This is a genomic window from Embleya sp. NPDC127516, from assembly GCF_044765325.1.
Lineage (GTDB): Bacteria > Actinomycetota > Actinomycetes > Streptomycetales > Streptomycetaceae > Embleya.
In genome coordinates this window covers 199,169-226,022 of the sequence record NZ_JBIWJT010000018.1, presented here as the reverse complement: position 1 = coordinate 226,022, position 26,854 = coordinate 199,169, and the positions used below count along the sequence as shown (strand labels likewise).

18 protein-coding genes and 4 tRNA genes are annotated in these 26,854 nt (G+C 71.0%); 10 read left to right on the top strand and 12 right to left on the bottom strand.

Annotated elements, in window-relative coordinates; all coding sequences use genetic code 11:
• Nucleotides 1–1,373 precede the first annotated feature (1,373 nt).
• A complete protein-coding gene (locus ACIRL2_RS32135) occupies nt 1,374–2,360 on the top strand; it encodes an oxygenase MpaB family protein (RefSeq protein ID WP_402236704.1) in 987 nt (328 codons plus the stop codon).
• A gap of 87 nt (nt 2,361–2,447) precedes the next feature.
• Nucleotides 2,448–3,989, top strand: coding sequence for an acyl-CoA synthetase (locus ACIRL2_RS32130; RefSeq protein ID WP_402236701.1), 1,542 nt, complete (start codon nt 2,448–2,450; stop codon nt 3,987–3,989).
• 90 nt (nt 3,990–4,079) lie between these two features.
• Here ACIRL2_RS32130 and ACIRL2_RS32125 read toward each other — a convergent pair whose 3' ends face one another.
• Together ACIRL2_RS32125 and ACIRL2_RS32120 are read right to left on the bottom strand one after the other, a co-directional pair.
• On the bottom strand, nt 4,080–5,747 hold the full coding sequence (locus ACIRL2_RS32125) for an acyl-CoA synthetase (protein ID WP_395872083.1): 1,668 nt from the start codon (nt 5,745–5,747) through the stop codon (nt 4,080–4,082).
• Between the two features lie 187 nt (nt 5,748–5,934).
• Entirely contained in the window at nt 5,935–7,323 is a 1,389-nt protein-coding gene (locus tag ACIRL2_RS32120; protein ID WP_402236698.1) for a hypothetical protein, read from the bottom strand.
• A gap of 684 nt (nt 7,324–8,007) precedes the next feature.
• On the opposite strand from ACIRL2_RS32120, the gene ACIRL2_RS32115 reads away from it, so the two are divergent.
• Both ACIRL2_RS32115 and ACIRL2_RS32110 read left to right on the top strand, forming a co-directional pair.
• Nucleotides 8,008–8,211, top strand: coding sequence for a cold-shock protein (locus ACIRL2_RS32115; protein WP_020557813.1), 204 nt, complete (start codon nt 8,008–8,010; stop codon nt 8,209–8,211).
• Between the two features lie 290 nt (nt 8,212–8,501).
• Nucleotides 8,502–8,984, top strand: coding sequence for a hypothetical protein (locus ACIRL2_RS32110; protein ID WP_402236695.1), 483 nt, complete (start codon nt 8,502–8,504; stop codon nt 8,982–8,984).
• A gap of 889 nt (nt 8,985–9,873) precedes the next feature.
• On the opposite strand, the gene ACIRL2_RS32105 is transcribed toward ACIRL2_RS32110, so the two are convergent.
• On the bottom strand, nt 9,874–10,761 hold the full coding sequence (locus tag ACIRL2_RS32105) for a phosphotransferase (RefSeq protein ID WP_402236692.1): 888 nt from the start codon (nt 10,759–10,761) through the stop codon (nt 9,874–9,876).
• On the opposite strand from ACIRL2_RS32105, the gene ACIRL2_RS32100 reads away from it, so the two are divergent.
• Complete coding sequence (locus ACIRL2_RS32100; RefSeq protein WP_395872074.1) at nt 10,760–10,978, top strand: hypothetical protein; 219 nt, start codon at nt 10,760–10,762, stop codon at nt 10,976–10,978. The genes ACIRL2_RS32105 and ACIRL2_RS32100 overlap by 2 nt on opposite strands.
• Before the next feature lie 232 nt (nt 10,979–11,210).
• Nucleotides 11,211–12,629, top strand: a complete 1,419-nt coding sequence (locus ACIRL2_RS32095; RefSeq protein ID WP_395872072.1) for a hypothetical protein — start codon at nt 11,211–11,213, stop codon at nt 12,627–12,629.
• 51 nt (nt 12,630–12,680) lie between these two features.
• Here ACIRL2_RS32095 and ACIRL2_RS32090 read toward each other — a convergent pair whose 3' ends face one another.
• The 4 genes from ACIRL2_RS32090 to ACIRL2_RS32075 form a co-directional block, all read right to left on the bottom strand.
• Nucleotides 12,681–14,276 (bottom strand): PP2C family protein-serine/threonine phosphatase, encoded by a 1,596-nt coding sequence (locus ACIRL2_RS32090; RefSeq protein ID WP_402236688.1) that lies wholly within the window; start codon nt 14,274–14,276, stop codon nt 12,681–12,683.
• A gap of 235 nt (nt 14,277–14,511) precedes the next feature.
• Nucleotides 14,512–15,705 carry an acetyl-CoA acetyltransferase gene (locus ACIRL2_RS32085; RefSeq protein WP_395872066.1) on the bottom strand — a complete coding sequence of 398 codons (1,194 nt, stop codon included), beginning with the start codon at nt 15,703–15,705 and terminating at the stop codon, nt 14,512–14,514.
• Nucleotides 15,706–15,707: 2 nt separating this feature from the next.
• Nucleotides 15,708–17,213 carry a hydroxymethylglutaryl-CoA synthase gene (locus ACIRL2_RS32080; protein ID WP_402236686.1) on the bottom strand — a complete coding sequence of 502 codons (1,506 nt, stop codon included), beginning with the start codon at nt 17,211–17,213 and terminating at the stop codon, nt 15,708–15,710.
• A gap of 104 nt (nt 17,214–17,317) precedes the next feature.
• Nucleotides 17,318–18,574: a CaiB/BaiF CoA transferase family protein gene (locus tag ACIRL2_RS32075; RefSeq protein ID WP_402236683.1), complete on the bottom strand. Its 1,257-nt coding sequence runs from the start codon at nt 18,572–18,574 to the stop codon at nt 17,318–17,320.
• Nucleotides 18,575–18,918: 344 nt separating this feature from the next.
• On the opposite strand from ACIRL2_RS32075, the gene ACIRL2_RS32070 reads away from it, so the two are divergent.
• The 4 genes from ACIRL2_RS32070 to ACIRL2_RS32055 all read left to right on the top strand — a co-directional run bounded on the left by ACIRL2_RS32070 (nt 18,919) and on the right by ACIRL2_RS32055 (nt 23,848).
• The gene (locus tag ACIRL2_RS32070) at nt 18,919–19,653 is read left to right on the top strand and encodes a hypothetical protein (RefSeq protein WP_402236680.1); all 735 of its coding nucleotides are present in this window, start codon (nt 18,919–18,921) and stop codon (nt 19,651–19,653) included.
• A 392-nt stretch (nt 19,654–20,045) separates the two neighbouring features.
• Entirely contained in the window at nt 20,046–20,486 is a 441-nt protein-coding gene (locus tag ACIRL2_RS32065) for a MarR family winged helix-turn-helix transcriptional regulator (protein ID WP_395872059.1), read from the top strand.
• Nucleotides 20,483–22,444 (top strand): MDR family MFS transporter, encoded by a 1,962-nt coding sequence (locus tag ACIRL2_RS32060; protein WP_395872057.1) that lies wholly within the window; start codon nt 20,483–20,485, stop codon nt 22,442–22,444. The genes ACIRL2_RS32065 and ACIRL2_RS32060 overlap by 4 nt, the downstream gene beginning before the upstream one ends.
• Before the next feature lie 360 nt (nt 22,445–22,804).
• A complete protein-coding gene (locus ACIRL2_RS32055) occupies nt 22,805–23,848 on the top strand; it encodes a helix-turn-helix transcriptional regulator (protein ID WP_402236677.1) in 1,044 nt (347 codons plus the stop codon).
• Between the two features lie 68 nt (nt 23,849–23,916).
• Here ACIRL2_RS32055 and ACIRL2_RS32050 read toward each other — a convergent pair.
• From ACIRL2_RS32050 to ACIRL2_RS32030, 5 genes are all read right to left on the bottom strand, one after another.
• Nucleotides 23,917–23,991, bottom strand: a tRNA-Val gene (locus tag ACIRL2_RS32050).
• A gap of 59 nt (nt 23,992–24,050) precedes the next feature.
• Nucleotides 24,051–24,122: transfer RNA gene (locus ACIRL2_RS32045), tRNA-Val, on the bottom strand.
• Nucleotides 24,123–24,159: 37 nt separating this feature from the next.
• Nucleotides 24,160–24,233 (bottom strand) — tRNA-Cys (locus tag ACIRL2_RS32040).
• A gap of 49 nt (nt 24,234–24,282) precedes the next feature.
• Nucleotides 24,283–24,355: transfer RNA gene (locus ACIRL2_RS32035), tRNA-Gly, on the bottom strand.
• Nucleotides 24,356–24,699: 344 nt separating this feature from the next.
• The gene (locus ACIRL2_RS32030; protein ID WP_402236675.1) at nt 24,700–26,634 is read right to left on the bottom strand and encodes a DUF4328 domain-containing protein; all 1,935 of its coding nucleotides are present in this window, start codon (nt 26,632–26,634) and stop codon (nt 24,700–24,702) included.
• Nucleotides 26,635–26,854: the final 220 nt, after the last annotated feature.

The following is a 26,854-nucleotide window of genomic DNA, read 5'->3' as shown; positions in this document are numbered from 1 at the left end:
GGTCGGTGTCGGTGGTCGGCTTCGGCGGCGGGTGCTGTCGGCGGAGGGTTGCGGCGGCGTCCGTTCGCGATGCCTGGCGGGTGGGCGTGGGTGGGGGTCATGGGCCCGATCCCGGTGTCGCCCACGGTCGGGGCCTTGGGATTTCCGGCGAGAGGTGGGCTTTTGTCGGCAGAAAAAGCATCCAGGGGCGGTGGCGGGGGGAGGGGGTCGGGTTCCGTATGCCGAAGTGACGTTTGCGGGTGGGTGGGGTTCTCGGGCGGGGGCGGTGCCGTGAGGCTCTTCGGCGGGCGTTTCCGAAGGGGCCGGGCCCGGGTGGCGCACCTTCGGTGCGTTTGGGAGGTCACCACCCGGATCCCGGGACGACTTCAGACGCGAGCCATCGCTGCTGACCTGGGGTTTTGCATCGTGGGCAGGGCGAAAGCGGGTGTCGAGGGCGGGTTCGCGTCTCGGGGAGGCCAAGGTCCGCATTCGGCGAGCGTTTCCGACGGGGCCGGGGCCGGGTGGCGCACCTTCGGTGCGTTTGGGAGGTCACCACCCGGGTCCCGGGACGACTCCAGACGCGAGCCATCGCTGCTGACCTGGGGTTTTGGCGTCACGAGCCGGTGAGAGCGGGTGTCGAGGGCGGGTTCGCGTCTCGCGGAGGCCAAGACCCGCACCCGAGGCTGCACGTCCTTTGAACTCGCACCCACCGCACGCCAAAACGCCCCGATCCGCCGCCCCCCGAAGGACCCCACGACGCCGCCCCAGGCGAAAGTCCCGACCCAGTACACCCGGGCGGCCAGAAAGCACCTCCAAGGGGCCGGGCTCCACCTCCCCGAGACGCAAACGGGCCTTCGACACCCACTCTCATCGCCTCGTAACCGCAAAACCCCAGGTCAGCGCGGAGCGAGGTACGCGAAGCGGTCCTCGGGATCCGGATCGTGACGACCAAGCGCCCCGCCGCCCCCTTCGGAAACGCCCGCCGAAGTACCTCACGGCACCGCCCCCGCCCGAAAACCCACCCACCCGGAAACGTCACTTCGGCATACGCAACCCGACCCCCTCCCCCCGCCACCGCCCCTGGATGCTTTTTCTGCCGACCAAAGCCCACCTCTCGCCGGAAATCCCAAGGCCCCGACCGTGGGCGACACCGGGACCGGGCCCATCGACACCCACCCACGCCCACCCGCCAGGCATCGCGAACGGACGCCGCCGATGCCCACCGCACCAATCCGATTACCAACTGCTCAACACCAACACCACCGTCCCGACGTGGAGCAGGCCCGATGGGCCCCATCCCCGCTGGGGCGATGGCCTCGTATCGTCGGTGCCCCAGCCCGTTCTGTGAGGGACGTACGCTCGTAGTCCCAGGCGGGATTCGTGTTCGGGAAGGTGTGCCGGTGGGCGTTCCACAGGAGAGTCGGGAGAGTCGGGAGAGCCAGGAGAACCGCGAGAGTGACGAGATCGGGCTGTTCGGGCCCGATTCGGTGACGTGGCAGTTGCACGCCGACCCGGTGATGTGGGTGGCCGGTGTCCGGGCGCTCTATCTCCAGGCGCTGCATCCGCGGGCGGTGCGCGGGGTCGTGCAGAACTCCGACTTCCGCAAGGACCCGTGGGGGCGGCTGATGCGGACCGCCGACTTCGTCGGGGTCACGACCTACGGGACGCGGACGGATGCCGAGCGGGCGGGGGCGCGGGTGCGGCGGATCCATTCCGTGATCAAGGCGGTCGACCCGGTTACGGAGCAGCCGTATCGAATAGACGAGCCGGAGTTGCTGCGCTGGATCCACTGTGCCGAGGTCGGGTCGTATCTCTCGGTCGCCCGGCAGGCCGGGTTCCCGCTGACGGACGAGCTCGCCGATCTGTATCTGGCCGAACAGCGCCGCTCGGCCGAGTTGGTCGGGCTCGGGCGTGAGGAAGTCCCGGGCTCCGTGGCCGAGTTGGAGCGCTACTTCGAGGAGATCCGACCGGCGCTGGCCATGTCGGACGAGGCCCGCGGTGTCTTCGACTTCCTGCGTCGACCGCCGGTGCCGTTCGTACTCGTGCTCGGGCGCGAGGTGTTGTGGCGCCAGGTGGCCGAGTCCGCGTATGCCGCGCTGCCGCGGTGGGCCAAGGATCTGTACGGGTACCGCGGGCTGCCGTCGGTGGTGGCCCGGCCCGGACTCAATGTGTTGCGTCGGGCGGTGGGAGCGGCCACGCCGGTGATTCGCGCCGTGTACCCGTCGCCGCACATCCGCGGCGCGATGGAGCGACTGGGGCCGGAGGTCGAGCCGTCGGTCTCCCGGCTGCCCCGCCTCGAGGCTGCCTGCACTGCCGGTTCTGCCGACGTTGTCGGCGCTGTCGGCGCTGTCGCGGAGGCCACAAGGGAGAGCGGTCGGTAATAAGTAAGGTCCCCTTTCTTTCTGCGCGTGCTGCCGCCACAATGTACGACATTGTCAAGTAACCGGTCAGCTCGAAGGGAACCGCACGTGGCGAACGGCTTCTGGGCCCATGCGCAGGCCAATCCGGACCGGCTGGCGCTGGTCGACCCCGATGGCGCCGAGTGGACCGCGGGGGAGTTGTTCGCCGCGTCGAACCGGCTCGTGCACGGTCTGCGGGCGGCAGGGCTCGGCGCGGGCGACGTCTTCAGCGTGATCCTGCCGAACTGCGCCGAGTACATCGTGGCGTACATGGCCGCGGCGCAGGCCGGCATGTACATGGTCCCGGTCAACCACCACCTGGTCGGCCCCGAGATCGCCTGGATTCTCGCGGACAGCGAGTCGAAGGTGGTGATCGGCCACGAGCGGTTCGCGGACACGATCGTGGCCGCCGCGGACGAGGCGAAGCTCCCCGCGGCGGCGCGGTTCGCGGTCGGCGCGATGCCCGGCTTCCGGCCGTTCGTCGAGCTGACCGACGGACAGTCGGCGGAGCTACCCGCCGAGCGCGGCGTGGGCATGACGATGAACTACACCTCGGGCACCACCGGTCGCCCGCGCGGCGTGCGTCGGCCGTTGTCCGCGGGCCTGCCCGAAGACGCCCGGTACGGCGGCACGTTGCTGATCTACGGTGTCAAGCCGCACGACGACAACGTGCACCTGGTCGGCTCGCCGCTGTACCACACGGCCGTGCTTCAGCACGCCCAGCAGTCGCTGCACATCGGGCACACCGTGGTGCTGATGGACAAGTGGCGGCCCGAGGAGATGTTGCGGGTGATCGACCGCTACAAGGTCACCCACACGCACATGGTGCCGACCCAGTTCCACCGACTCCTGCAACTGCCCGAGGAGATCAAGGCCAAGTACGACGTGTCGTCGATGCGGCACGCCGTGCACGGCGCCGCGCCCTGCCCCGATCACGTCAAGCGGCGGATGATCGAGTGGTGGGGGTTGTGTGTCGAGGAGTACTACGCCGCCAGCGAGGGCGGCGGTACGTTCTGCTCCGCGCAGGAGTGGCTGGATCGGCCCGGCACGGTGGGCAAGGCCTGGCCGATCAGCGAGATCGGCATCTTCGACGACGACGACAATCGGCTGCCGGCGGGCGAGATCGGCACCGTGTACATGCTGATGCGGGCCGGGAAGTTCAAGTACCACAAGGACGAGGAGAAGACCCGCAAGGGCCGGATCGGTGACTGGTTCACCGTCGGCGACGTGGGCCTGCTCGACGAGGACGGCTACCTGTACCTGCGCGACCGCAAGATCGACATGATCATCTCTGGTGGCCAGAACATCTACCCCGCCGAGATCGAGAGCGCGCTGCTGCGGCATGACGCGGTCGGCGACGTCGCGGTGTTCGGCATCCCGCACGAGGACTGGGGCGAGGAGGTCAAGGCGGTCGTCGAGGCGAACGAGGGCTTCGCGGCAGGGCCGGATCTGGCCGCGGAATTGCTCGCGTTCTGCACGGAGCAGCTCGCCACGTATAAGCGCCCGCGCACCATCGATTTCGTGGACGCGATGCCGCGCGACCCGAATGGGAAGTTGCAGAAGCGGCGGTTGCGCGATCCCTACTGGGAGGGGCGCGAGCGGGCGGTCTGAGGCGATATACGAATACACCGCCCGGGAAGTCCCGGGCGGTGTATTCGGCATTCTTCTCGCGGGTGACGAATCTTTTCGAACCGTGTTTCGTCAGACGGATTCCGGCGCGGCTTCCGTCGTATCGCCGGATGCGGTTTCCGGGGCGGAGGCCACCGCGAGTGCCCATTGCAGGTCCGGCTTTCCGGTGGGCGTGCGCTGCGTCCGCTCGACGATGCGCAGGACCCGGGGCACCTTGTATCCGGCGATCTTGGTGCGGCAGTGTTCCTGGATGTCCGCGAGGTTCGGCGAGCGGCCCTCGCGCGGCTGCACGACCACCGCGACCGTCTGGCCCCAGCGCGGGTGCGGGACGCCGACCACGATCGCGTCGTAGACCTCGGGGTGGGCCTTGACCGCGCCCTCGACCTCCTCGGTGAAGATCTTCTCGCCGCCGGAGTTGATCGTCGCCGAGCCCCGGCCCAGCAGGGTGATCCGGCCGTCGCCCTCCAGGCGGGCGTAGTCGCCGGGCACCACATAGCGGGTGCCGTCCGGGCCGGTCCGGAAGACCTCGGCGGTCTTGATCGGGTCGCCCAGGTAGCCCAGCGGGATGTTGCCCTTGCGGCCGAGGCGGCCCACCACCCCGGCGGGCAGCGGGTTGAGGTCCTCGTCCAGCACGACCGAGTCGGGCACCGCCTTCACGGTGATCCCGCTCTGCTGCTCGGTCTGGCCCTTCACCGCGACGCCCACGCCGTTGGCGCCCGACTCGGAGGCCCCGATGGCGTCGCTGACCACGATCCCCAGGCGCTCCATGAACTCCTCCTTCAGCGACGGCGAGAACAGCGCCGCGCTGGAGGAGAGGGCGAACAGCGAGGACAGGTCGTAGGACTCGCGACCGTCGCGGGGTTCGTCGAGCGACTCCAGCAGCGGGCGGGCCATCGCGTCACCGGTGATCAGGACGACGTTGATCCGCTCGGCGACCACCGTCTCCCACACGCCGTGCGCGTCGAACTTGTCGATCAGCACCACGCGGTGGCCCTTGGCCAGGTTCTGGAGCACCCCCCACTGGGTTGCGCCGTGCATCAGAGGCGCGATCGGGAAGGTGGTCATCTGGCCGTTGCGGCCCTTCTCGACCATCTCCTCGGGCCGGGATATGCGCTCGCCGTTGGTGGGGTCGATGCCGCCGCCGAGGGCGAAGATCACGTCCTCCTGGCGCCACACGACGCCCTTGGGCAGGCCGGTGGTCCCGCCGGTGAACAGCAGGTACAGGTCGTCGGCCGACCGCGGCTCGAAGTCGCGCTCCGGTGAGCCCGCCGCCATCGCGTCCTCGTACCGCACCGCGCCCAGCGACTCGGCGGTGACCGTGCCCTCGGCCGCCGGTTCGGTGTCGTCCTCGACCACCAGCAGGTGGCGCAGCGAGGCGACCTTGGGCGCGACCTCGGCGACCCGGTCGGTGAACTGCCGCTGGAAGACCATCGCGACGGGCTTGGCCTGGTCCAGCAGATAGGCCAGCTCATCCGCGACATAGCGGAAATTCACATTGATGCAGACGGCTCGGATCTTGTAGATCGCGAGCATCGCCTCCGCCCATTCGATGATGTTGAAGGCGTAGACCGCGACATGGTCACCCGGCTGCACACCGGAGTCCCGAAGGTGATGGGCGAGGCGATTCGCCCGCTCCTCCAGAAGGGCATATGTACGGCGTTCACCGTTCGCGACGATCGCCTCGCGTTCGGGGTATTCCCCGGCCGCGCGCTCGAAGAGGTCGGCAAGGTTGAATTCCATGGGCGGAGCGTAAGGCGTGGGCCCGGCGATATTCCAGAGGCAATATCGTTTGGAGGCCCTTCGGAAACTGTGACGCTGTCGACCGTCGGGAACACTTGACTGGGGCAAAGATATGCGGTGGGGGTGGCCCGACGGGCCCGGCGGGCCTGCCGCGATGGCTCGGGGGCCGGCCTCGACACGGGCGCGGTCAGCGCTGCGCGTACTCCCGCAGACGCGGGCGGGCGCTTGCCAGGACGAGGACCACGCACACCCCGAGGATCGCGATCGGGACCCACGGCCAGCCGCTGAGCGCGTCGTCGGCACTGTCGGTGCGGCGCTCGAAATCGGCCAGATTCGCGTTCGCGACCTGGGCGAGTGAAGTCTGGTAGTCGTAGAAGTCGAACGCGAGGTTGCCTCGACCCACCTTGGTGGCCAGGCCGACGGCGACATCCAGCCGGCCCTCGGCAACCGCCGCGCGCAGCGTGCGGTCGTCCCGCCGGAAGGCTTCCAGCCGGGTGGCGACGCGCTCGTTGGGCACGACGCGCTCGAGTTGAGCGGACTTGGCGGCGAAGCTCTCGGCGTACGCCCGGGCGCGGTCGGGCAGGATCACGAACCGGCTCTCGTCCGCGTTCGCGTCCGAGGCGGTCGCCCGGGCCCGGGCCAGCGACAGGAACGGATCGAACGCCTGCGTCTGCGCGTCGCGCAGGCGGGACGCGTGGTCGGTGAACAGGACGGCGGCGGTGCCGGTGAGCGCGGCCACCGCGATGGTCACCGCGGCCAACCCCGGCACGAGGATGCGGTGGAACCGGCGGGCCCACCAGACCTGGCCGATGATCAGGCAGACCACCAGAGCGAGGCCGACCAGCCCGACCGCCAGTGCGGCCCAACGCGCGTGCGTGCCGTCCGAGTCCGCGTCGGAGGCGAGCTTCTCCTCGGCTCCGCGACCGAGCGCGTCGGCGGCGGGCAGCAGGTCGTCGTGCAGGAGCGTGGTCGCGCTCGCGAAGTAGTTGAGCGCGAGTATCGGCGGGCGCCCGGCCGGACGGTCCTGGACCTGCTCGTCGGCCAGCCGTGCCTGTGCGACGTACGCGTCGTAGCGGCCGAGTCCGTTGATCAGCGCGCCGACGGTCGCGGTGGGCGCGCCGCCGGAGGAGAGCGCTTGGATGTCGACGGTGATCCGGGCACGCCGCTCGCGCATCTGGCGCAGCGCCAACTGTCGGTTGCCGATCGTCTCGTCCGAGCCGACCAGGAGGACGTTGGCGACCTGGGCATCGAGGTCGGCGAGCGCGAAGTACAGGTCCGCGGCGGCCGCGGCGCGCGGAGCCGAGGTGTCCGCGACCTCGCCGAGCCCGGACCGGGCGTTGCCGGCGCCGACCGCGATCACCGCGGCCAGGGCGATGATGCCGACCAGGACCAGCGCGACGAACCCGTACACCCGGGCCGGGACCGCGCCCACGTGGCGCAGGTGCCGCAGCCGTACTCGGGGCGTCCGGTCCGGAGCCGGCACGACCGGCGCGCCGGGCGCACCCGGCACGACCCGCGACGGTGATGGCACGTGCGCGGGCTTCGGGGGCGCGGGTAGGGCGGTCGGGGCGGCCATACCGAAACGGTAGGCAGGCGGCGCGAAGGGCCGGCCATCAATCGGTGGCGCGGGTGCGAAGGGGGAGTGAACATCCTTGCGGTCGAAGGGGGTTGGGGTGGTTTGGAGGGTTGGGGTGGTTCATCGGGTGGTTCAGAGGGTGCGGGATGGTTCGGAGAGGTGCGGAGGGGTTGGGGGTGGTTCGGGGGGCTCTGGGGATGGTGCGGAGCCGGTTTGGGGTGGTGCGGAGCTGGTTTGAGGGTGGGGTGGGGGCGGTTCGGAAGGTGATCGAGGAGCGAGCGGGTGGGTTCGGAGGGTGGTCGGAGGTTGGTCGGAGGGTGATCGAGTAGCGGTCTCGACTGACGCTTGGTCAGCCCTTGGTTGCGCCCAGTTGTGTCACCCACGCGGATGAACCGTGCGGCGTGTGCCGGCTATGCCCCCCGTTAACCGCTTTGGTGACGGTCGGATTCGCGCTGCGAAGGGCTGTTGCGGAGCAGTCGTTGGCATGTAGCGTTGTCCGCGGTTGCAGCAGTAGATGTAGTTCCCTCGCACGTCCAACGCCTGCGGACATCAACAGCCGTGGGCGTTTTTCGCTCCTCACAGCGAGGGCATCCCGGGGTAACGCGGGGAGTGGGACCACTCGACGGTTCGCGACCCGGGCATCACGAGGTGTGGTGTCTGTGGGTTACGTGAAGGAATCAAGACATGGCCACCGGTACGGTCAAGTGGTTCAACGCCGACAAGGGCTACGGCTTCATCTCGCAGGACGACGGCGGCGCTGACGTCTTCGTCCACTTCTCCGCCATTCAGACGAACGGCTACCGTTCGTTGGAGGAGAACCAGCGCGTGGAGTTCGAGGTCACGCAGGGTCAGAAGGGCCCGCAGGCCGAGATGGTTCGCCCGCTCTGAATCGGTCCCGCGGCTCCGGCAACGGACCGCAGACCTAGCAAGGCCCGCGCCCGTGCAGGGTGCGGGCCTTGGGGCGTTTTTGGGTTTGTTTGGGTGAGTGGGGGCTGGGGTTCGGCTTTTCGGGCTTTGGCTTCCGGCTGTGGCTTCCGGGCTTGGGGTTGCGGACTTGGAGTCTCGGGTTCTGGCTTCCGGTTTTGGCCAGGCTTTGGCCGAGCTTGGGTTCGGGGTCCTGCGGTGGGGGTCCCCGGTGGGTGGCCGGCCGCATCGCGAGGGGCCACTAGCATGTCTGTATGGGTTTCCTGCGCCGCCGCCCCCCGTCCGGGCCGGATTTCGACGTTCTCGCCATCCCGTTCACCGACTGGCCCGGCTCCGTGATCGTGGCCATGTTGCCGGGGGAGGACGGCAGTTGCCAGGGGATCTTCGTCCGGTACGACCTGCTGGCCAACCGCGGCCCCGCGATGCTGATCGGCAACCTGCCCCCGGGTTCGCCCGCGCGTGAGGAAGGTGTCGGCCGGATCGAGGCCCAGCAGTTGGTCGCGGCCCTGGGCCACGAAGAGATGCCCGAGGAGCTGTCCACCGAGGACACCCCGATCATGCTCGGCGACGACCTGCTGATCATCCGCAAGGTCAAGTACGCCGAGGGTCGCCTCGCGTGTGTGGAGTTCGACCGCAGCGACAACGTCCTGGTGCGAATCGTGACGTGGGATCGGCCGATCACGGATGACGTTTTTCAGTTGCTGAAGCCGCTCCCTTCGGACTCGTTCGGGGGATGAGGGTCGGGGTGGGCTGAGTCGCGGGTGGGGCCCGTCGGGGTGGCCCGAGTCGCGCGTGGAGCGGGCTGAGCCGGGGTCGCGGGTGGAGCGTGTCGGGGTGGCCAGAGTCGTGTTCGGCGGCGTTGCTGCTTGTTGGGCGACTTCGTCGCCGGCTCGCGAGGGACCACTTTTTTGCTCCCCCGCTACGCTCCTCCGCAAAAAAGCGGCCCCTCGCTCGGGGCTTCGTGTCCCTCCGCTTCGCTCCGGGCCACGAAGCCCAAGTTCTGCGGCTCCGCCGCTCTCCGCGCTTCGCGCGTCGATCACGAGGTCTCACCGGAGTCGTGGGCGCTGACGCGCCAAAGCGCAGCCAAGCTCGGCGGCCCAGGGAAAGCCCACCCCTTCCCGCAGCCAACCCACCCACCGGCAGGCAGCCACACCGGGGACCGCAACATTCAGACCGGACCCCTCGCGTCGCCCTGAAACCCCACCCCCGCGCAACCTCAGGCATCCACCCCGAGGGTCGGGACCACAAGAGCCGCAGGGAAAGACCCCAACCCCCCACCCCGCCGCAGCGGCCGACCACCCCGAGGAGGGCCGCGGGGCCAGACCAGGTCACACCGCCGCCCCTAAAACCCCAACCCCCGCCCCAGAGGCAACGGGTGGAGCGGGTGGGTACACAACCCAACGCAACCCACCAGACAACCGCACCCCACCACACCCAACCCCGCCAAACCACAGAACATGCTCACCGGGCCAGACCAGCCCCACCGACCCCCAAAGACCCGCAGCCCTCACTCGCACACGCAACGGGCGGGCGGGTGGGCACCACTACCAAGCCGAGTGCTTTGTGAGCGCAGCCGGTGAACGTGGGTCGGGTGGTCCCATCAGGGCCATGTGGCCGCGAGCATGGTCAGCGGGTGCCGATTGCGGCTCGGACCGCTCGGCGGACCATGCCGCAATCGTCGTGGAGGCGGCGGAGGAGGCGGCGTTGGTCTTCGGCGACGGGGCCCACGTCGTTGAGGCGGATTTCGCGGACGAGGACCAGCATGAGGTTGACCAGGAACGCGTCGCGGGAGAGGGAGCCGGATTGTTGGGCGGTCTGGATGATCTGGCGGCGGGTCATCGGGTCGCGGGCCAGGAGGGTCCACAGGACGGCCAGGTCGTAGCCGGGCAGGTGGTAGCCGGAGGACTCCCAGTCGACCAGCGCCGCGCCCTGGGCGGTGAGCAGGATGTTGGACAGGACCGCGTCGCCGTGGCAGAACTGCGCGGGCACCCGGCTGAGGCCGCGCAGGAGTTGGGCCAGGTCGCCGGCGTCGCGGTCGGTGAGCAGGCCGAGTTTGTGGTAGCGGTCGACGCGGGCCGGGTAGTCGAAGGCGAGCGGGAAGGACCCGGGCGGGGGCTTCCATCGGTTGAGCGTGGTGAACGCGTTGAGGACCGCGCGGACGTCGGCGCGGGCCATCGCGGTGCCCGGGTGGCGTTCGTTGGCGGCCGGTCGGCCGGCCACGTGTTCCATCACCAGGATGCGGCGCTCGGGGTCGGCGGCGATCAGGCGGGGGACCCGCACGGGCGGTCGTTGGCGGGTGAAGGTGCGGTACGCGTTGACCTCGTGTCGGAATCGCTGGAGCCAGTGCGGCGAGGGGTCGGTCAGGTACTTCACCACCACCGGGCCGCGACCGACCGAGCCGGACAGGAGCAGGGAGCGCGGTGTTCTCCGCAACACCGCGCCCGCGGTGAAGCCGGGACAGACTCGGGCCGCGATCGTGGCCACCGCCTCCGGACCCGGAACCTGTTGCGCCATGCGAGATGCTCCCGGGCCCGCTCCACCGGCGGCCCCGGCCGTGCCGGTCGCGACCGCGGCGTTGGCCGCGACCACGGTGTTCGTCGACGCCACCGTGCCGGGCGCCGAACCACCGGATGGGGAACGCCTGTTCGGACCGGGGGTGACCGGCCGGGAGGTCGCGGAACCGGGCGTGGTCGGGCGGCCGGGGGTGGTGGACGTCGTGGATGACATGTAAACCTTCCTGCGCTGCCGAGGGGCGGATCCGGCCGCGCGACGGGTGGGGGCCCACGTGCCGGATCCACCATCCACAATACTCCGAGAACCGGGTGGTGATCCACGTGGCGGACCCTGGCGAACCATGGCGAATCGGAGCCGGCTGCTCCGGACCGGGCTAGCCTCGGTCCGGCAGGCGACCTCGTACAGGACGCTTTTCGAGCCACGGTCCCCACATCAACGGGCGGTTTGCAATGCGCCGGGAACCCAATACCAAACTGGTCGACCTCTTCGCCCTGACCGGGTGGTCCAAGGGCGAACTCGCCCGACTGGTCAACCGCCGGGCCGCCGCGATGGGCCATCCCCAGCTTGCCACGGACACCTCCAGGGTCCGGCGCTGGCTGGAGGACGGTGAGCGCCCGAGGGATCCGGTGCCCCGGGTTCTGGCGGCCCTGTTCACCGAGCGGCTCGGGCGTGTCGTCACCTCCGAGGACCTCGGCCTGACCGGTCGCCCCCGGCACAACGCGCAGGTGGTCCAGGAGGACCTGCCGTGGAGCACCGAGCGCACGGTGACCGCGCTGACCGAGTTCACCGGCATGGACCTGATGCTCAACCGGCACGGCTTCGCCGGCAGCGGGTTCGCACTCGTCGCGGGGCCGGCCCTGGTGGCCAATTTCGATCGCTGGCTCACCCCCGGACCGGGCCTGCCCCACCCGCGCGGCGCGCCGGCCGACCCGGTCTCGTACGGGCTCGCCGACGCGGGTCCGATCGGGGCCGAGGAGGTGACCGCGCTGGAGAACGCGGTCACGGTGTTCCGGACCTGGGACGCCGATCGCGGAGGTGGTCTGCAACGCAAGGCGGTGATCGGGCAGTTGAACGAGGTCGGCAATCTGCTGACCTATCCCAATCCGCTGCCGGTCACCCGTCGGCTGTGGAACGTGGCGGCCAACCTGGCCGCGCTGGCCGGCTGGATGTCGCACGACGTCGGGCTGGATCCGACCGCGCAGAACTACTTCGTGATCGCGGCGCACGCGGCCCGGGAGGCGGGCGACCTGCCGCGGGCGGCCGAGGCGCTCTCCCGCGCGGCCCGGCAGATGGTGCACCTGGAGCGCCCGGCGGACGCGCTCGCGCTGATCGAGTTGGCGCAGCGTACGGCGGGCGATCGGGCGGGAGCGACCACACGCGCGATGTTCCACACCGTGGAGGCGTGGGCGCAGGCGGCGCTCGGGCGGGCCGCGGACTGCCGGCGCACCCTGGGTCGGGCCGAGGCCGAGTTCGGCCGGTCGCGCCCGGACGAGGATCCGGACTGGGTGGCCTTCTTCGACTCGGCCGATCTGCACGGCATGCAGGCGCTGGTGTACCGCACGCTCGCCGAGGTGGATCCCACCGCGGCCGGTCGTGCCCAGGAACACGCGGAGCGGGCACTGGAGTTGCGTGCTCGCGGGCACGAACGCTCCAAGACCTTCGATTTGATCTCGCTGGCCTCCGCCTGTTTGTTGGATGGCCAACCCGACCGGGGTGCCCACCAGGCGCGTCTCGCGGTCCACGCCGCCGGCGAGGTCAGCTCGAAACGCACGTGGGACCGCCTGGAGGTACTGCGCAGACTCACGGACCGGTATCGGGACGTGCCGGAGGTGCGTGTCTTCCGCGAGGAACTCGCCGAAGGCTCCTGACGCCCGGGATCCGCAATGGGTGGGCACAAAACCCCGAGCCCAAGCGCAGCGCTACCGCACGCACACCGCCATCACGCACGCGTCGTCCTCGTAGCGGGTGTGGCCCAGGCGGCTCAGCACCACGTCCACGCATGTCCTGGCGTCCGCGCCGAGTACTCGGGGGCCCAGGCCGAGGAGGGCGCGGACCGCCTCCTCGGTGCCGCGCCCGCGTCGCTCGACCAAGCCGTCGGTGAAGATCAACAGCACGTCGCCGGGGAGTAGTTCGACCCGGTCCTCGACGAACTCGGGCTCGTCGAGCGCACCCAGCAACACGCCGAAGGGTGCCGACAGTGCCCGTCCCACGCCGTCGCGGTACAGCAGCGGCGGCGGGTGGCCGCCCTGGGCCCAGGTCAACACTCGCCGTTCCGGGTCGAATCGCGCGCACACCGCGGTCGCCACCTTGTCCGCCGGCAGGGTGTGCACCACGATCCGGTTCAGCGCGGTCAGCATCGCGGCGGGCCCGGCCCCCGTCATCGCCACCCCCTGCAACGCCCCGCGCAGTGTGGTCATCCCGGACGCCGCGGCGACCCCGTGCCCGGACATGTCGCCGACCGCGAGCAACACGTCGCCGCTCGGCAGCGCGAGCGCGTCGTACCAGTCGCCGCCGACCTTCGAGTCCTGCTCGGCCGGGAAGTACCGGGTGGCCACCTCGATGCCGGGCAGGCTGATCGGCCGGGTCCACCACGGCATCACCACGCGCTGCAACTCGGCGGCGATCCGGTGCTCGGAGCGCACCAGTCGGCGCTGGGCCAGCAACTGCGCCCGGGCCTCCGTCAACGCCTCCTGGGTGCGCCGCAGTTCGGTGATATCGCGGAGCAACACCCAGACCGCATATGGGGTTCCGTCCGCGCCGAGCACCGGTTCGCCGACGAACTGGACCGACACCCGGCTGCCGTCGGCGCGCACGATCCGGAACTCGCCCTCGGTGCCGTTCGCCTGTTCGAGCAGTTCGCGCAGCAGGTCCGTGACGAACGCCCGATCCTCGGCCGCCGCGTGGTCGGGCAACTCGGCCAGCGGCAGCGGGCCGAGCGCGCGGTCTCGGCCGAAGAGCGCGTACATCTCGTCGGACCAGCGCACGTCGTCGCGATCGAGATGCCACTCGGCGCTGGCCACCGGTCCCGAACCCGGCGCCGGCGGCACGGCCGTGCGGCGCTGCTCGGGCAACAGCCCGTGCGGGTCCGGCTCGACGAACAACCGGCGCAGGTGCCGCCACGGCAGTACCGCGTCCTCGACGTCACCGAGCGCGAACGGCGCGGTGGGCCCGACGTCCGGCGGCCGGACCGAGCTGCGCGCCGGAGTGCTGGCCGCCAGGCCCGGATCGTCGGCCTGGCGGTGCTCGGGATCGTCGGTGTCCAGGCTCAATCGGGCCAGATACTCCGCCGTCCGACCGAGGCTGCCCGCGAGCAGATCGCACACCATGCCCCGGCGGTGCGCGTCCTCGATCGCCGCCGCGTCCTCGCCCGAACCGCCGCCGGCAGCACCCGGGCGCGGGTCGAAACCACCGCGCAGAGCCTCGAGTTCGGCCCGCATTCGGTCGATGTGCGCGAGCCATTGCGCCGGGTCCACCACGAGGGGTGCGTCCACGGGGTGTTCGGGCCGTTCGCGCATCCGCTCGCGCTCCTCCGGACATGACGAGGCAGGGTGCAATGACTGTCGCACATCAAAGGCCCGGACGCGGATGAAACCACGGTAACCATGATGCTTGTGGCAGATTGCCCATTTCCGGTGTCCGGAGATGGCGAAAGGGGCTCGATCGCGACCGCGATCGAGCCCCTCACCAGCTTTGACGAGCAAAACCCGACGCGGTTCGACGGTCTTCGAACAACGCGTGGGGGAACGGCGGTCAGCCGAGTTCGTTGCCCAGGATGGAGATGAAGGAGACCATCTCGCCCGGATAGCCGCCGAGGTTGTGGGTCAGCGCGAGCTTGCGACCGTCCGCCGGGATCCGTCGATCCGCCGGTGCCTCGCCGCGCAGTTGTAGCCAGGCCTCGAACATCATCCGCAGTCCGGATGCGCCGACCGGGTGACCGAAGCTCTTCAGCCCGCCGTCCGGGTTGACCGGCAACCGGCCGTCCAGATCGAAGGCACCTGCCAGGACGTCCTTCCACGCGGTCCCGCGATCGGCGAACTGCAGATCCTCCATCAGCACCAGTTCGGTCGGCGTGAAACAGTCGTGCACCTCGGCCATCGCGAGCTCCTCGCGCGGGTTGCCCACGCCGGCCTGACGGTACGCGTCCTGCGCGCACGCGGCGATCTCCCGGAACGTGGTGTAGTCGTACTCCGGGTCGATCACCCCCGAGCCGTTGCCCGCCACCAGCGACAGCGCCTTGATGTACAGCGGCTTGTCCGTGTACAGGTGTGCGTCCTCGGCCCGGACCACGATCGCCGCCGCCGCGCCGTCGGCGACGCCCGCGCAGTCGAACACGCCGAGTTGGCCCGCGAGTTTGGGCATCGCGGAGATCTTCTCCGGCGCGATCTCCTTGCGGAACTGCGCGCGCGGATTGCGCGCGCCGTTGTAGTGGTTCTTCGACGCGATGTGCGACAGCACGTCGCGCATCTCCGCCTCGGACACGCCGTACTTGTCGCCGTACGCGGGCACCACCATCGAGAACATCGCCGCCGCGGTGAGCGTGCGGGCGGTCCCGTCGCCGGGGATCGGGAACGCGTTCAGCCCCTGGAAGCCGCCGTCCTTGACCTTCTCCACGCCGACCGCCATGGCCATGTCGTACGCGCCGGACGCGACCGCGTACGCGGCCTGGCGCAGCGCGTCGGACCCGGTCGCGCACATGTTCTCCACGCGGGTGACCGGCTTGCCCTGCAGTTGCAGCGGCTTGGCCAGGGTCAGTCCGGACATGCCCGACTGCGCGGTGCCCAGCCAGTACGCGTCGACCTGTTCCTGCGCCACGCCGGCGTTCGCGAACGCCTCGGTGGTCGCCTCGATCAACAGGTCGTCGGTGCCCTTGTCCCAGTGCTCGACGAAGGGGGTGCAACCCATCCCGATGATGGCGACGCGGTCCTTGATGCCGTGCGATCCCATGCCTATGCCTCCTCGGCGGCTCGGGCGGTCCGCACGGGGCGGGCCTTCCAGAAGTAGTTGTGGATGCCGTCGGCGGTGCCCAGCCGGCGGAAGGTCGGCTCGACCCGGTCGCCGATGGCCACCTCGGTCGCGTCCATGTCGGTCAGCTCGATCGGCAACCGGCCGCCCACCCGTCGCCCACCACCCTCGTCGGACGTCGTTTCGCCCCCCGCGGGGTCGTCGAAGTCCACGACCGCGAACACCACCGGCGGGCTGGGCGAGTAGGCCATCCGGTCCACGGTGAACGTCTTGACCGTGCCGAGCACGTCGGCGGTGGGCACCGGCTCCATGTCGTCCACGTTGCCACCGGTCATCGACACCCGTTGCGGCGGCAGGTGTACGGCGCCGCTCTCGCGATCGCGCGAGCCGACGAAGCCGTACTTCCACTCCACCGAGCGCACGGCGGCCGAGGACGAGGTGCGGGCGGGCTCGGGTCGGCGCGGCGGTTCGACCGGGAGCAGCCCGCGCCACGCGAGGTACTTGCCGTACGGCAGCGGCGCGCCGCCGGCGATCTGCTCGGCGACCGTGCGGGTGGGCCGGTAGGCCGCGAGCGCGTCGGTGGTGCGGAACAGGAACACGTCGGCGCCGTCGGACAGCACGACCAGCGCGACGACCGCGCCCGGCTCGGAGCGCTCCAGCGTCGCGCTCAGCAGCAGTCCCGGGTGCGCCGCGCCGGTGTTGCCCACGGTGCTCGCGAGGTCGTCGCCCAGGACACCCTCGCGCACCCCGAGCCTGCGGCCCAGCCCGGCGACCGCGCGGCCGTGCAGGCCGGCGATCACCGCGTGGTCGACCTGGTCGGCGGTCAGCCCGGTCGCCTTGAGCGCGTCGGTCCAGGCCTGCCGACCGGCGGCGAGGTAGTTGTTCTCGCCGAACTTCTCCTCCCACAACTTCGAACGCACATCGCCCGGAGTGCGCCAGCGGTCGACGAACTCGGCCGTGGCGGACGCGCCGCCGAGATACTCGGCCAGCACCGGGCCGTCGGCGGGGGAGCCGACCAGCAGCGCGGCCGCACCGTCGCCGCCGGCCGCCTCGTCGCCGCTGCCGGGCAGGCCGACCCGGATGTCGGCACCGACCACGAGCGAGCTGCCGGCGCCGTCCAGCGCGAGCCGGAGCAGACCGGCCGCCGAGCGCACCGAGCCGGTGGCGTCCATCGCGGGCACCGAACCGTCCAGGCGCAGCGCGGCGTGCATCACGGTCGCGTTGGTGCGGTCCGCGTACGCGGGTGCCACCGTGGCGAACAGCAGCGCGCGCGGGCGGATCCCGGGCGTCGCGCGCAGCGTGTTGCGGGCGGCCTCGACGCCCAGCGTGGTGGTGTCCTCGTCGAAGGAGGCGACCGTGCGGGTGCCCTTGCCGCCGCCGGTGCCGGCCACGGCGGCGATGCTCTTGCGGTCGAGGCGCCGGTAGGGGAGATAGGCCCCGTACCCGAGGATGCCGCGTCCCGTCGAAACTGCGGTTCCGTCAGTCGTCATTTCTCCGCTTCCGCCTCGTTCCACTTGGGGTTCGTCGCGTTGTCGCGTGGCTGCCCGTCGCTGCGGGCCGCCGTGCGGGATGGGTTGGGGGAGTACGTGCTCGGCTAGGGGGTCTCCAAGCCGATCGCGCCGTCGGCCGCGAGGCGGTCTATCTCCGCGCGGGACAGGCCCAGTTCGGCCCCGAGCACCTCGGCGGTGTGCTCGCCGACCCAGGGCACCCGGGTCTCGGGGCCCTCGGCGACCCGGGAGAGCTTGACCGGGTTGCCCGGCGACAGGACCGGCGCCGGGTCGCCGTCGGTGCGCTCCATCTCGACGATCATGTTGCGATTGCGCACGTGCTCGTCCTCGATCACGTCGCCGGGGTTGTAGACCGGGCCGGACGCGACGCCCACTCCGCTCAGCGCCGCACACGCCTGCAACCGGGACTTGTCCGCCGCCCATTCCTCGATGCCCGGGCGCAGGATGTCCTCGATGTGGTCGAACCACTCCTGCGGGCCGCTCAGACGCGGATCGCTCTTCCACTCCGGCTTGCCGACCAGGTCGGCGAGCGCCTCGAACATGTGCGGGCGCGCGCACTGGATCAGGAAGTAGCCGTCGAAGGCCCGGAACGAGTGGTTGATCAGCGGCGCGAGGCCGGGGTCCTTCAGTCCCATCGACCAGTAGCTGATCCCCGCGTCGTTGAGCGCGACCATGGCGTCGAACATGGAGATGTCCACGTACTGACCGACGCCGGTGGCGTCCCGATGGCGCAGCGCGGCCAATACGCCGATCACCGCGAACAGCGCCGAGCCCGAATCGCCGAGCGCGCCGAGCGGGGACACCACCGGCGCGGTGTTCGGGTCGCGCTTGAAGTCGTACAGACCGGCCATGCCCTCGGCGACCGGGGCGTACGCGGGCCAGGACGCGTACGGCGACTCGGTGGTGTTGCCGAAGCCGGACACGGAGAGGTAGATCGCGCGCGGGTTGACGGCGGCGATGTCCTCGAAGCCCAGGCCGAGCCGGCCGGCCGTACCGGGCTTGAAGTTCTCGCAGACGATGTCCGCCTTCTCGGCCAGGCGCAGCACTATCTCGCGGCCCTCGGGGTGCTTCAGGTCGACCGTGACGCTGCGCTTGCCGAGGTTGTTGCGCAGGAAGGTGACGCCGACGCGGCGGCCGAGCGGGTCGGTCATCATCGGCAGCGCGGCGCGCCCGGACTCGCCGACGCCCGGCGACTCGATCTTGATGACCTCCGCGCCCAGTCGGGCGAGCATCTGCGTGGCGTAGGGGAGCGCCTGCATCTGTTCGATGGCAAGGACCCGGATCCCGTCGAGCGGCTTTCCGAAGCGTTGCAGGTCCGCGCCTGCCACCTCTCCCACGCGCATGGTCACTCACTCCCTGTTGTGCGGTCGTACGTGTGCCGCGCGGTCGACCGGCCGGCCGAACCTGCTGCAGCCGTGATGCCCGGGACCCGGCGGGACACCCGTCGGGTACCTCGCACGAGCGCCCAATAGTCGCGAGACAGGCACCTCGTCACCATAGCTGACGGACAGTCAGATGAGCATGGGTCCAGTTCCGTGCCGCTCGTCACGCGGGCCGGGAGATGGGGGTGGGGGCGGATCGGGAGGGCTTTCGCGGGAGGGGGCGGGGTCGTTCGAAGGGTGATGGGCGGGCGAGTCATCGGCTTGTCGATTTTCCGGCGCACCGACATGTCCATTACGGTGCGTGCATGACCGATGACGCATTGATTCGTGACGCGGAGGTGGCCGCCCGTGCCCTCCTTGACCGGCGCATCGAACTGATCCGCGAACTGGCCACGTCGGCGGCCGAGTTGGAACCGCTGCTCAAGGCCGCCGCCGAGGGCGAACAGCGCGCGCTCAAGGCGTGGGCGGACGTGTTGGCGGGTGGCTGGACGCCGGATGAACTGCGCAAGTTGGGCTACCGCGAGCCGGACAAGCGTCCGGGGGCCAAGAAGGCCGGGCCGAAGCGGGCCGGCGGGGCCACTCCGGTGGCGGGTCGGGCGGACGTCGGCACGGGTACGGGCGAGGCGGGCGGAAGCGCGGGCCCGGACGAGTCGGATGCGGCTGCTGTGAGTCGTGGTGCGGCCGACGTCGCCGATGCGGTCGATGACGCGCACCTCGCGGAGGCGGGTGCGGAGTGCATGCCCGAGGGGCTGCTCGGCGCGGACGGTGCGCCCACGCCGGGCGCGGGTGGGGGCGCGGATGTGCACGCGGGTGTGGATTCGGGCGTCGGTCCGGGCGGGGAGGGTGCGCTCGACCCCTCCGCCGCGGCACGCCCCGGCGCGTCGCCGGTGCCGCAGCCCGGGCCGCGTTCGGGGCCGAAGGCGGGCGTGACACCGGCAGTCGGTCCCGGCGCTCAGCCGTCCGCGCCGGCCGCCGAGACCATCGAGCGGTCGGCCGACCGGCCCGACGCGGCACCCGCCGAGGCGGCCGTCGCCCGATAGCGGGTCCGCCGGGCGGCCCCGCCCGGTTGCCGCCGTCCCGGGCGACGGCCCGTTGGTCTGCCCGCTTCGGAGGCGACAGGGCCGCGATCGTCGAGCGGGGATGGTCGAGCGGGGATGGCCGGTTCGACGGGACGCGCTCCCGAGAATCCCCGGGGCCACGGGACGTGCTCCCGAGATCCCCTGGGCCGCGGCCTTGCCCGGGCGTTGGTCGGGCCTCGGCCGCTGAGGCGCGAATCGGGCGCGGTGGTGAAGGGCGCTATTGTTGGTTGAGCCATGCAGTTAACGCGTGGCGAGCGACAAGGGGGGCGGTCATCGATACCGCGACGACACCGTGTGACGGGCCGACAGCCGGCCGCGCACCCGACGAACTGGGACGCGAACTCGCGCGTCTCATGCGGCTCTCGGCCGCCGCCAAGGCGCGCAACCGCGCCGAGGGCGGCCCCGTGCCCGACGGGGGAGACCGGCTGCTGCTGGCCTACCTCGCCCTCGAGGGACCCCGCCGGGTGACCGACCTGGCCGCGATGACCTACCTGGACGTGTCCACGGTCAGCCGGCAGATCGCCTCTCTGGTCCAGCGCGGGCTGGTCGAACGCCGCCCGGACCCCAACGACGGTCGCGGCACCCTGCTCGCGGTGACCGACGCCGGCAACCAGGCGTTCGAGATCTACCGCGCCCGCCGGCAGACCGAACTGGACCGGGTCACCCGCGACTGGTCCGCCGAGGAGCGCCGAACGCTCGTGCACCTCCTCGGCCGCTTCAACGACGATCTCGAACGCGACCAGGCACCCACGCGCGACGCCGCGCCCGGTGCCCCGGAAGGCACTACCGCATGACCGAGCCGCAACCGCAGTCCGGCCCGCAACAGGCCGTGAGCGAAGGCGCCCTGAGCCACCGTCAGATCATGACGATCCTGTACGGCCTGATGGCCGGCATGTTCCTGGCCGCGCTGGACCAGACGATCGTCTCGACCGCGATCCGGACCATCTCCGACGACCTGCACGGCCTCAGCCAACAGGCGTGGGCGACCACGGCGTACCTCATCACGTCGACCATCGCCACGCCGCTGTACGGCAAGCTGTCCGACCTGTACGGTCGCCGCCCGTTCTACCTCGCGGCCATCACGATCTTCGTGGTCGGATCCGCGGCGTGCACGTTCTCCACGTCGATGTACGAACTCGCCGGGTTCCGCGCCCTCCAGGGCCTGGGCGCGGGCGGTCTGATGTCGCTCGCCTTCGCGATCATCGGCGACGTCGTCCCGCCACGCGAACGCGCCCGCTACCAGGGCTACTTCCTGGCCGTCTTCGGCACCTCGAGCGTGCTGGGCCCGCTGGTCGGCGGGTTCTTCGCCGGGCAGGGCGAGATCCTCGGCATCGCGGGCTGGCGCTGGGTGTTCCTGGTCAACGTGCCGGTCGGCGTGCTCGCCCTGCTGGTCGTCGCCAAGGTGCTGCACATCCCGCACACCCGCCGCCCGCACCGGATCGACTGGTTCGGCGCGATCACCCTGACCCTCGGCGTCGTGCCGCTGCTGATCGTCGCCGAACAGGGCCGCGAATGGGGCTGGGGCTCGGGCACCTCGATCGCCTGCTACCTGATCGGCAGCATCGGCGTGATCACCTGGATCCTGGTCGAGCGCCGGATGGGCGAGGACGCGCTGATCCCGATGCGCCTGTTCGCCGACCGGATCTTCAGCCTCGCGTCGCTGATCGGCGTGATCTTCGGGATGGCCATGTTCGGCGGGTTCATGCTGATCCCGCAGTACTTCCAGATCGTCAAGGGCGCCGGACCCACCGAGGCCGGCCTGCTGATGATCCCGGTGATGGCCGGGATGATGGGCTCGTCCATCCTGTCCGGGCAGATCACCTCCAAGACCGGCCGCTACAAGATCTTCCCGATCCTGGGCACCGGCATCGCGGCGATCGCGATGGCCCTGTTCGCGCTGTACGTCGACACCGAGACGTCGCTGGTGACCACGAGCCTGTTCATGGTCCTGCTCGGCATCGGCCTCGGCCAGTGCATGCAGACGCTGATCCTGGTGGTGCAGAACGCGGTCCCGGCCCGGGACATGGGCGTGGCCACCTCGGCCGCGACCTTCTTCCGGCAGATGGGCGCCACCGCCGGTACCGCGGTGTTCCTGTCCGTGCTGTTCAGCAACGTCTCCGGGGAGATCGCCAAGGCGTTCACCCGGGACGCCCGTACGCCCGAGTTCCAGGCGGCGTTGGCCGATCCCTCGGTGCTCGCCGACCCGGCCAACGGGCCGGTGATCGAGATGGTCCGCAATCCGAACCCCGGCGGCGCGCAGGGTTCCGGCGTGCTCAGCGACTCGTCCTTCATCCAGCACCTGGACCCGCGCCTGGCCGCGCCGTTCAAGGAAGGCTTCTCCGAGGCGATGCAGTTGGTGTTCCTGATCGCCGCATGCGTCATGGCGGTCGCGTTCGTACTGGTCTTCTTCATCAAGGAGGTGCCGCTGCGCACGATGTCCGGCCTCCAGGCGAAGGCCGCGGCGGAGGCGGAGGAACTCGCCGACGCGCAGGCATCGGCGGCGGCATCCGTCGACCCCGCTCGGGACGGCGAGCTCTTGCAGCGGGCCGGCGCCGGGTCGGGAGCCGGTGCGCACGCGGGATCCGAGGTGGGTTCGAGTGTGGCCGCGGGAGCGGATCCGGGCTCGTCCGGCTCGGGTGTCGGAACCGGGGCCGGAAGCGGCAACGGAGCCGGATCGGGCTCGCGGCCGAGCCGTTCGCCGGAGCAGGACGCGCGGCGCGCGGCGGGCCGCCGCTGGCCCGAACGGGACTGACCTCGCGGAGCCGACCACCCGCGCGAACCAACGCGAGGACCCCACCCGACGCGGGGTCTTGGGGCTACCCGCGAAAGCGCGACCCGCACCGGCCGAACGGGACCAACCGCCCGCCCGGCCGGTGGGGGTGCACACATGCGTGCGTGCGCGGGGTCCGGGATCGGCCGGGCGGCGCCCCGGCGCCGGGGCGGATCGCACCGCGCCGCCCGCAGGCCCGTTCGCCCGTCCGCTCGGCCTCCCATCCGATCAGGCGACCCGGGTGACCCGGCGCCGCGCGACCACGCGCCACGCCCACACCGCCGCGCACAGGTTCACCGCGGCCAGCGCCACGAACGTCACCACCGCGGCGTGTGCCGAGGCATGGGCACCCACGCCCGTCGCGGACAGGAAGGTGGTGCCGTACGTGGCCACCCCCAACACCGCGCCGACCTGCATGAGGGTGACCAAAGAGAGCCGGACCACCCCGGAAGGGCCCGCCGCCGTCGGGTCGACCCGCCCCGACCGGCCGAGCCCGACCGGCCCACACCGCAGTACGTCCGACCCGCCCGCGCCGCGTCGCGCGCCGAGCTCGGCGCGTTCCTGCGCAGCCGCCGGGAGCGGATCACCCCGGAGCAGGTCGGCCTGCCCGTCGGCCGCCGACGTCGTACCCCGGGCCTGCGCCGCGAGGAGGTCGCGCAGCTCTCCGGCGTGGGCGTCACCTGGTACACCTGGCTCGAACAGGGCCGCCCGATCAACGTCAGCGCGCAGGTGATCTCCGGCATCGCCCGCACGCTGCGCCTGGACGGCGTCGAGGTGGAGCACGTCAAGCGGTTGGCCTGCGTACCGAGCACGGCGACGCTGCGCGCCGAGGACGAGGTGGACGCGGACACCCAGGCCCTGCTCGACGACTTCGCGACGCTGCCCGCGGTCGTGCTGAACGGGCGCTACGACGTGCCGGCCTTCAACGAGCTGTTCGCGAAGGTCTTCCCGGCCCTGACGGTGACGCGGCGAGTACGACGCAACATGATCTGGGAGCTGTTCACCCGGCCCGAGTGCTGCAACCCGTTCCACGAGTGGAGCCGGGAGTGCCAGGGCGTGGTCGGCGTCCTGCGCGGCACCTACGCCCGCAACGTCGGCGATCCGGTCTGGACCGCGTTCATCGACGAACTGATCGAGGCCAGCCCCGAGTTCGCCAAGGCCTGGGCCGCCCACCCGATCTCGCTCACCCGCACCCGGGTCAAGCTCTTCCGAAACCTGGACGTCGGTGTGCTGCGTGTACGTGCGATCTCGTCGGAGCTGACCGCGTTCCCGGGGCAGCGGCTGAACGTCTACGTGCCGCAGGACGAGGAGTCGCGCGCCACGCTGGCCCGACTCGCCGCGCCCGACTTCGTACCCAGCCCGCCGCATGAGCATCCGGGGGTGTGATCCACACCATCGCGGTCACCAACGTCGAAGGGCCGGAAGATCGAGATCTTCCGGCCCTTCGATACTGCTGGTGCGCGATACTGGGATTGAACCAGTGACCTCTTCCGTGTCAGGGAAGCGCTCTCCCGCTGAGCTAATCGCGCGAGGGTACTGCGTACTGCGGGTGACCCGTGGTGCGTGGTACGTGTTCGGTTGTGCGGCGTGCGCGATACTGGGATTGAACCAGTGACCTCTTCCGTGTCAGGGAAGCGCTCTCCCGCTGAGCTAATCGCGCGGGAAGTTCACCCTCGGCACGGAGCCTCGGGGTCTCTTGGAGGTGGAGACGGGATTTGAACCCGTGTAGACGGCTTTGCAGGCCGTTGCCTCGCCTCTCGGCCACTCCACCAAGTGAAGGAACCATAGTGGTTACCCACTACATTCCTCTACTTCTTCCGAGCGGACGACGAGATTCGAACTCGCGACCCTCACCTTGGCAAGGTGATGCTCTACCAACTGAGCCACGTCCGCCTGTCGGCCCGGGCTGCGTTTCCGCGTCCCGGCGACGTTGAGAACTTTAGCGGATCCGAGGGCCATCACAAAAACCGATTCCCCGCGGACCTCACCGCGCGACCCGCGCAACCTGCGAAAACGACCGAGGCCGGCCCGAACCACCAGGGTTCGAACCGGCCTTCGGCGCGGCTTCGGGTGGGCCGTCGAGGGGCTGTCGAGGAGCTGCCGGGATGTCCCGGACGTCTCCTCGACGGTCTCCCGATGTTCTTGCGATGATCTCCGACGGGCGCTTGACGGGCACTTGACGGATTGTCGACCCTTCGCGACGGGCTTGCGACGGGCCCGCGACAGGTGTGCTCAGGTCAGCCGCGGCGCTCGCCGGAGGGGGCCGGCTCGGCTGCCGCGTCCACGGTGTCCTCGGAGCCTTCGGAGTTCTTTGCGCTCTCGGAGTTCTCGGTTTCGTCGGTCGGTGCCGCCGACGGCGCGTCCTGGACGCGGTCGGCCGGGGCCGGGGCCGGGGCCTGGGCGGGCACCTGGGGGAGTTCGGCGGTCGGAGCGACGGGCGGAACCCGGTCGGTTTCGCCCCGTTCGTCGCCGGCGTCCGGTGTGGAGTCGGCGACGGGCGGTGTGGTCGGCGTGGCTTCAGCGACGGGTTCGGCTTCGGCTTGGGGTTCTTCGCCGTCGGCTGCGGCTTCCGGAGACGAGGCCGGCTCGGCCTCGGGCTCCGCCGGGGCTTGGGCTCCGGGCTCGGCCTCGCTCTCCGCCTCGTCCTCGGTGTTCTCGGTCCTGCTCGCGGCCTCGGCCTCGCCTTCGCTCCCGCCCTCGGCAGCAGGTACGCCCGTCCTCTCGGCGGCAGCGTCCTCCGCAGCCTGGACCGGCTTGGTCAGGGACACCTGCTCCTCCGGTGCGGCGACGGTGGGTGCCTCGACCGGTACCCCCATCCCGGCCGTCGGCGCCGCGGCGGGCCGGGGCGGCGGCGTGCGCTTGGCCGGCGCGGCCGGTGGTACGTCGTCGACCGGCAGGACCGTCGTCGCGTCGGCCGAGTCCGGAGCATCGGACGAAGCCGGGGTACCGGTACCAGACGAAGCCGGAGCGTCGGATGAGACCGAAGCGTCGGACGAGACCGGAGCGTCGGGAGTGACCGGTACGACCGGAGCAATCAGAGTCTCCGAAGCGGCAGGTGCGGCAGCGGCCGGAGTCGCGGCCGGAGCCTCCGGACCCGAGGCCACCGCATAAGGCGCCTGCGGTACCGGCGGAACGCCCGGCATCCCGGGAGCCGGCGGCACCGGCGGCGCGAAGTATCGGCCGGTCGGCGCCTGCGCCGGATAGGCCGCCCACGGCGTGGGCGCCCCGGTCGGGAACCCGGCCGCCATCCCGGGCATCCCCGGCATCCCGCCCGGAACGCCGCCGGGGGTCAGACCCGACGCGAAAGCCAGCGCCTCGCGCTCGTGCTGGAAGGTGGTGATCTTCCGGACCACGAAGATCGCCGCGACGGCGGCCAGGACCAGCACGAGGTCCGCGACGCCGGACAGGATGTCGATGGTGCGCAGCCGGTCGGCGTCGGACAGCTCGATGTCCTCGTCGAGCGGGTAGGACAGCCGGCTCGCGAAGAACAGCACACCGGACGCGACCAACAACAGCCACCACGCCCACAGCAGCGGCAGGCGGCCGGGAGTCCGGCCGCCGCGCTCGGCGGTCCGCAGGTCGCTCGCGCGCCACACGTCGTGCAGGATCAGCTTGGGGAACCACAGGCTGACCACCGGTACCAGCCAGCCGCCGATCGCCCATCCGGTGGAAAGGTGCTGCTTCGAGGGGCCGAACAGGTCCACGTTGGCGCGGGCCCGGTACATCCAGATGATGAACAGCACCGCGGTCGCGATCATCGACAACACGAGGAACGTGGTCGCCGCGGCCACGAGCGAGTCCGAGTCCTCGGCCTTCGTCCGCAGCGCGTCCGTCATACCGAGCTCACCGGCGTCGGCGATCTGCCGCAGGACGTCCGCACGATGGAGGAACGCCGCCGCGCACAGCCCGGCGAACACCGCCGACAGCGGCAGCAGGATGTACAACGTCACGGCGATGCCGCGCAAGGCGCGAAACGGCTGCGGCAGCCAGCCGGCGTACGGCGAGACCGGATACGTTCCCGGCATGCCGTAGGGGGCCTGCGGCGCGAACTGTCCGGGCGCGTGCGGATAGACACCGGTGTACACGCCGGTCGGAGCGGGAGCGGGCGCCGGCGCGGCGTACGGATCCAGCGGGATGGGCGCCGCGGGAGCCGCGGCGGGCCCGGTGCCCACGGGGGCCGACCCGGCGCCGGGCTGCTGCGATGCGGCAGCGGCCGGGACGGCGCCGCAGTACGAACAGCGGTCGGCCCGCGTAGACCAGGTGTCGCAGGCGGAACAGTGCACGGATGAACGTCCTTCGATCGCGTGGTGCTGTGGAGACTTCGACGGGTCGGGGCGAACCGACCGGGGAGGTGCGGTCGCCGGACTCGGGGCTGCCGGGTTCCTACCCACC

What these genes read in the sequence shown, in the direction of transcription:
- ACIRL2_RS32085 (WP_395872066.1), bottom strand. Translation starts at nt 15,705, where the DNA reads ATGGGATCGCACGGCATCAAGGACCGCGTCGCCATCATCGGGATGGGT.
- ACIRL2_RS32060 (WP_395872057.1), top strand. Translation starts at nt 20,483, where the DNA reads ATGACCGAGCCGCAACCGCAGTCCGGCCCGCAACAGGCCGTGAGCGAA.
- ACIRL2_RS32090 (WP_402236688.1), bottom strand. Translation starts at nt 14,276, where the DNA reads ATGCGCGAACGGCCCGAACACCCCGTGGACGCACCCCTCGTGGTGGAC.
- ACIRL2_RS32110 (WP_402236695.1), top strand. Translation starts at nt 8,502, where the DNA reads ATGGGTTTCCTGCGCCGCCGCCCCCCGTCCGGGCCGGATTTCGACGTT.
- ACIRL2_RS32100 (WP_395872074.1), top strand. Translation starts at nt 10,760, where the DNA reads ATGCGAGATGCTCCCGGGCCCGCTCCACCGGCGGCCCCGGCCGTGCCG.
- ACIRL2_RS32080 (WP_402236686.1), bottom strand. Translation starts at nt 17,213, where the DNA reads ATGACGACTGACGGAACCGCAGTTTCGACGGGACGCGGCATCCTCGGG.
- ACIRL2_RS32055 (WP_402236677.1), top strand. Translation starts at nt 22,805, where the DNA reads ATGGGCACCCACGCCCGTCGCGGACAGGAAGGTGGTGCCGTACGTGGC.
- ACIRL2_RS32075 (WP_402236683.1), bottom strand. Translation starts at nt 18,574, where the DNA reads ATGCGCGTGGGAGAGGTGGCAGGCGCGGACCTGCAACGCTTCGGAAAG.
- ACIRL2_RS32115 (WP_020557813.1), top strand. Translation starts at nt 8,008, where the DNA reads ATGGCCACCGGTACGGTCAAGTGGTTCAACGCCGACAAGGGCTACGGC.
- ACIRL2_RS32070 (WP_402236680.1), top strand. Translation starts at nt 18,919, where the DNA reads ATGACCGATGACGCATTGATTCGTGACGCGGAGGTGGCCGCCCGTGCC.
- ACIRL2_RS32065 (WP_395872059.1), top strand. Translation starts at nt 20,046, where the DNA reads ATGCGGCTCTCGGCCGCCGCCAAGGCGCGCAACCGCGCCGAGGGCGGC.
- ACIRL2_RS32095 (WP_395872072.1), top strand. Translation starts at nt 11,211, where the DNA reads ATGCGCCGGGAACCCAATACCAAACTGGTCGACCTCTTCGCCCTGACC.
- ACIRL2_RS32120 (WP_402236698.1), bottom strand. Translation starts at nt 7,323, where the DNA reads ATGGCCGCCCCGACCGCCCTACCCGCGCCCCCGAAGCCCGCGCACGTG.
- ACIRL2_RS32105 (WP_402236692.1), bottom strand. Translation starts at nt 10,761, where the DNA reads ATGGCGCAACAGGTTCCGGGTCCGGAGGCGGTGGCCACGATCGCGGCC.
- ACIRL2_RS32125 (WP_395872083.1), bottom strand. Translation starts at nt 5,747, where the DNA reads ATGGAATTCAACCTTGCCGACCTCTTCGAGCGCGCGGCCGGGGAATAC.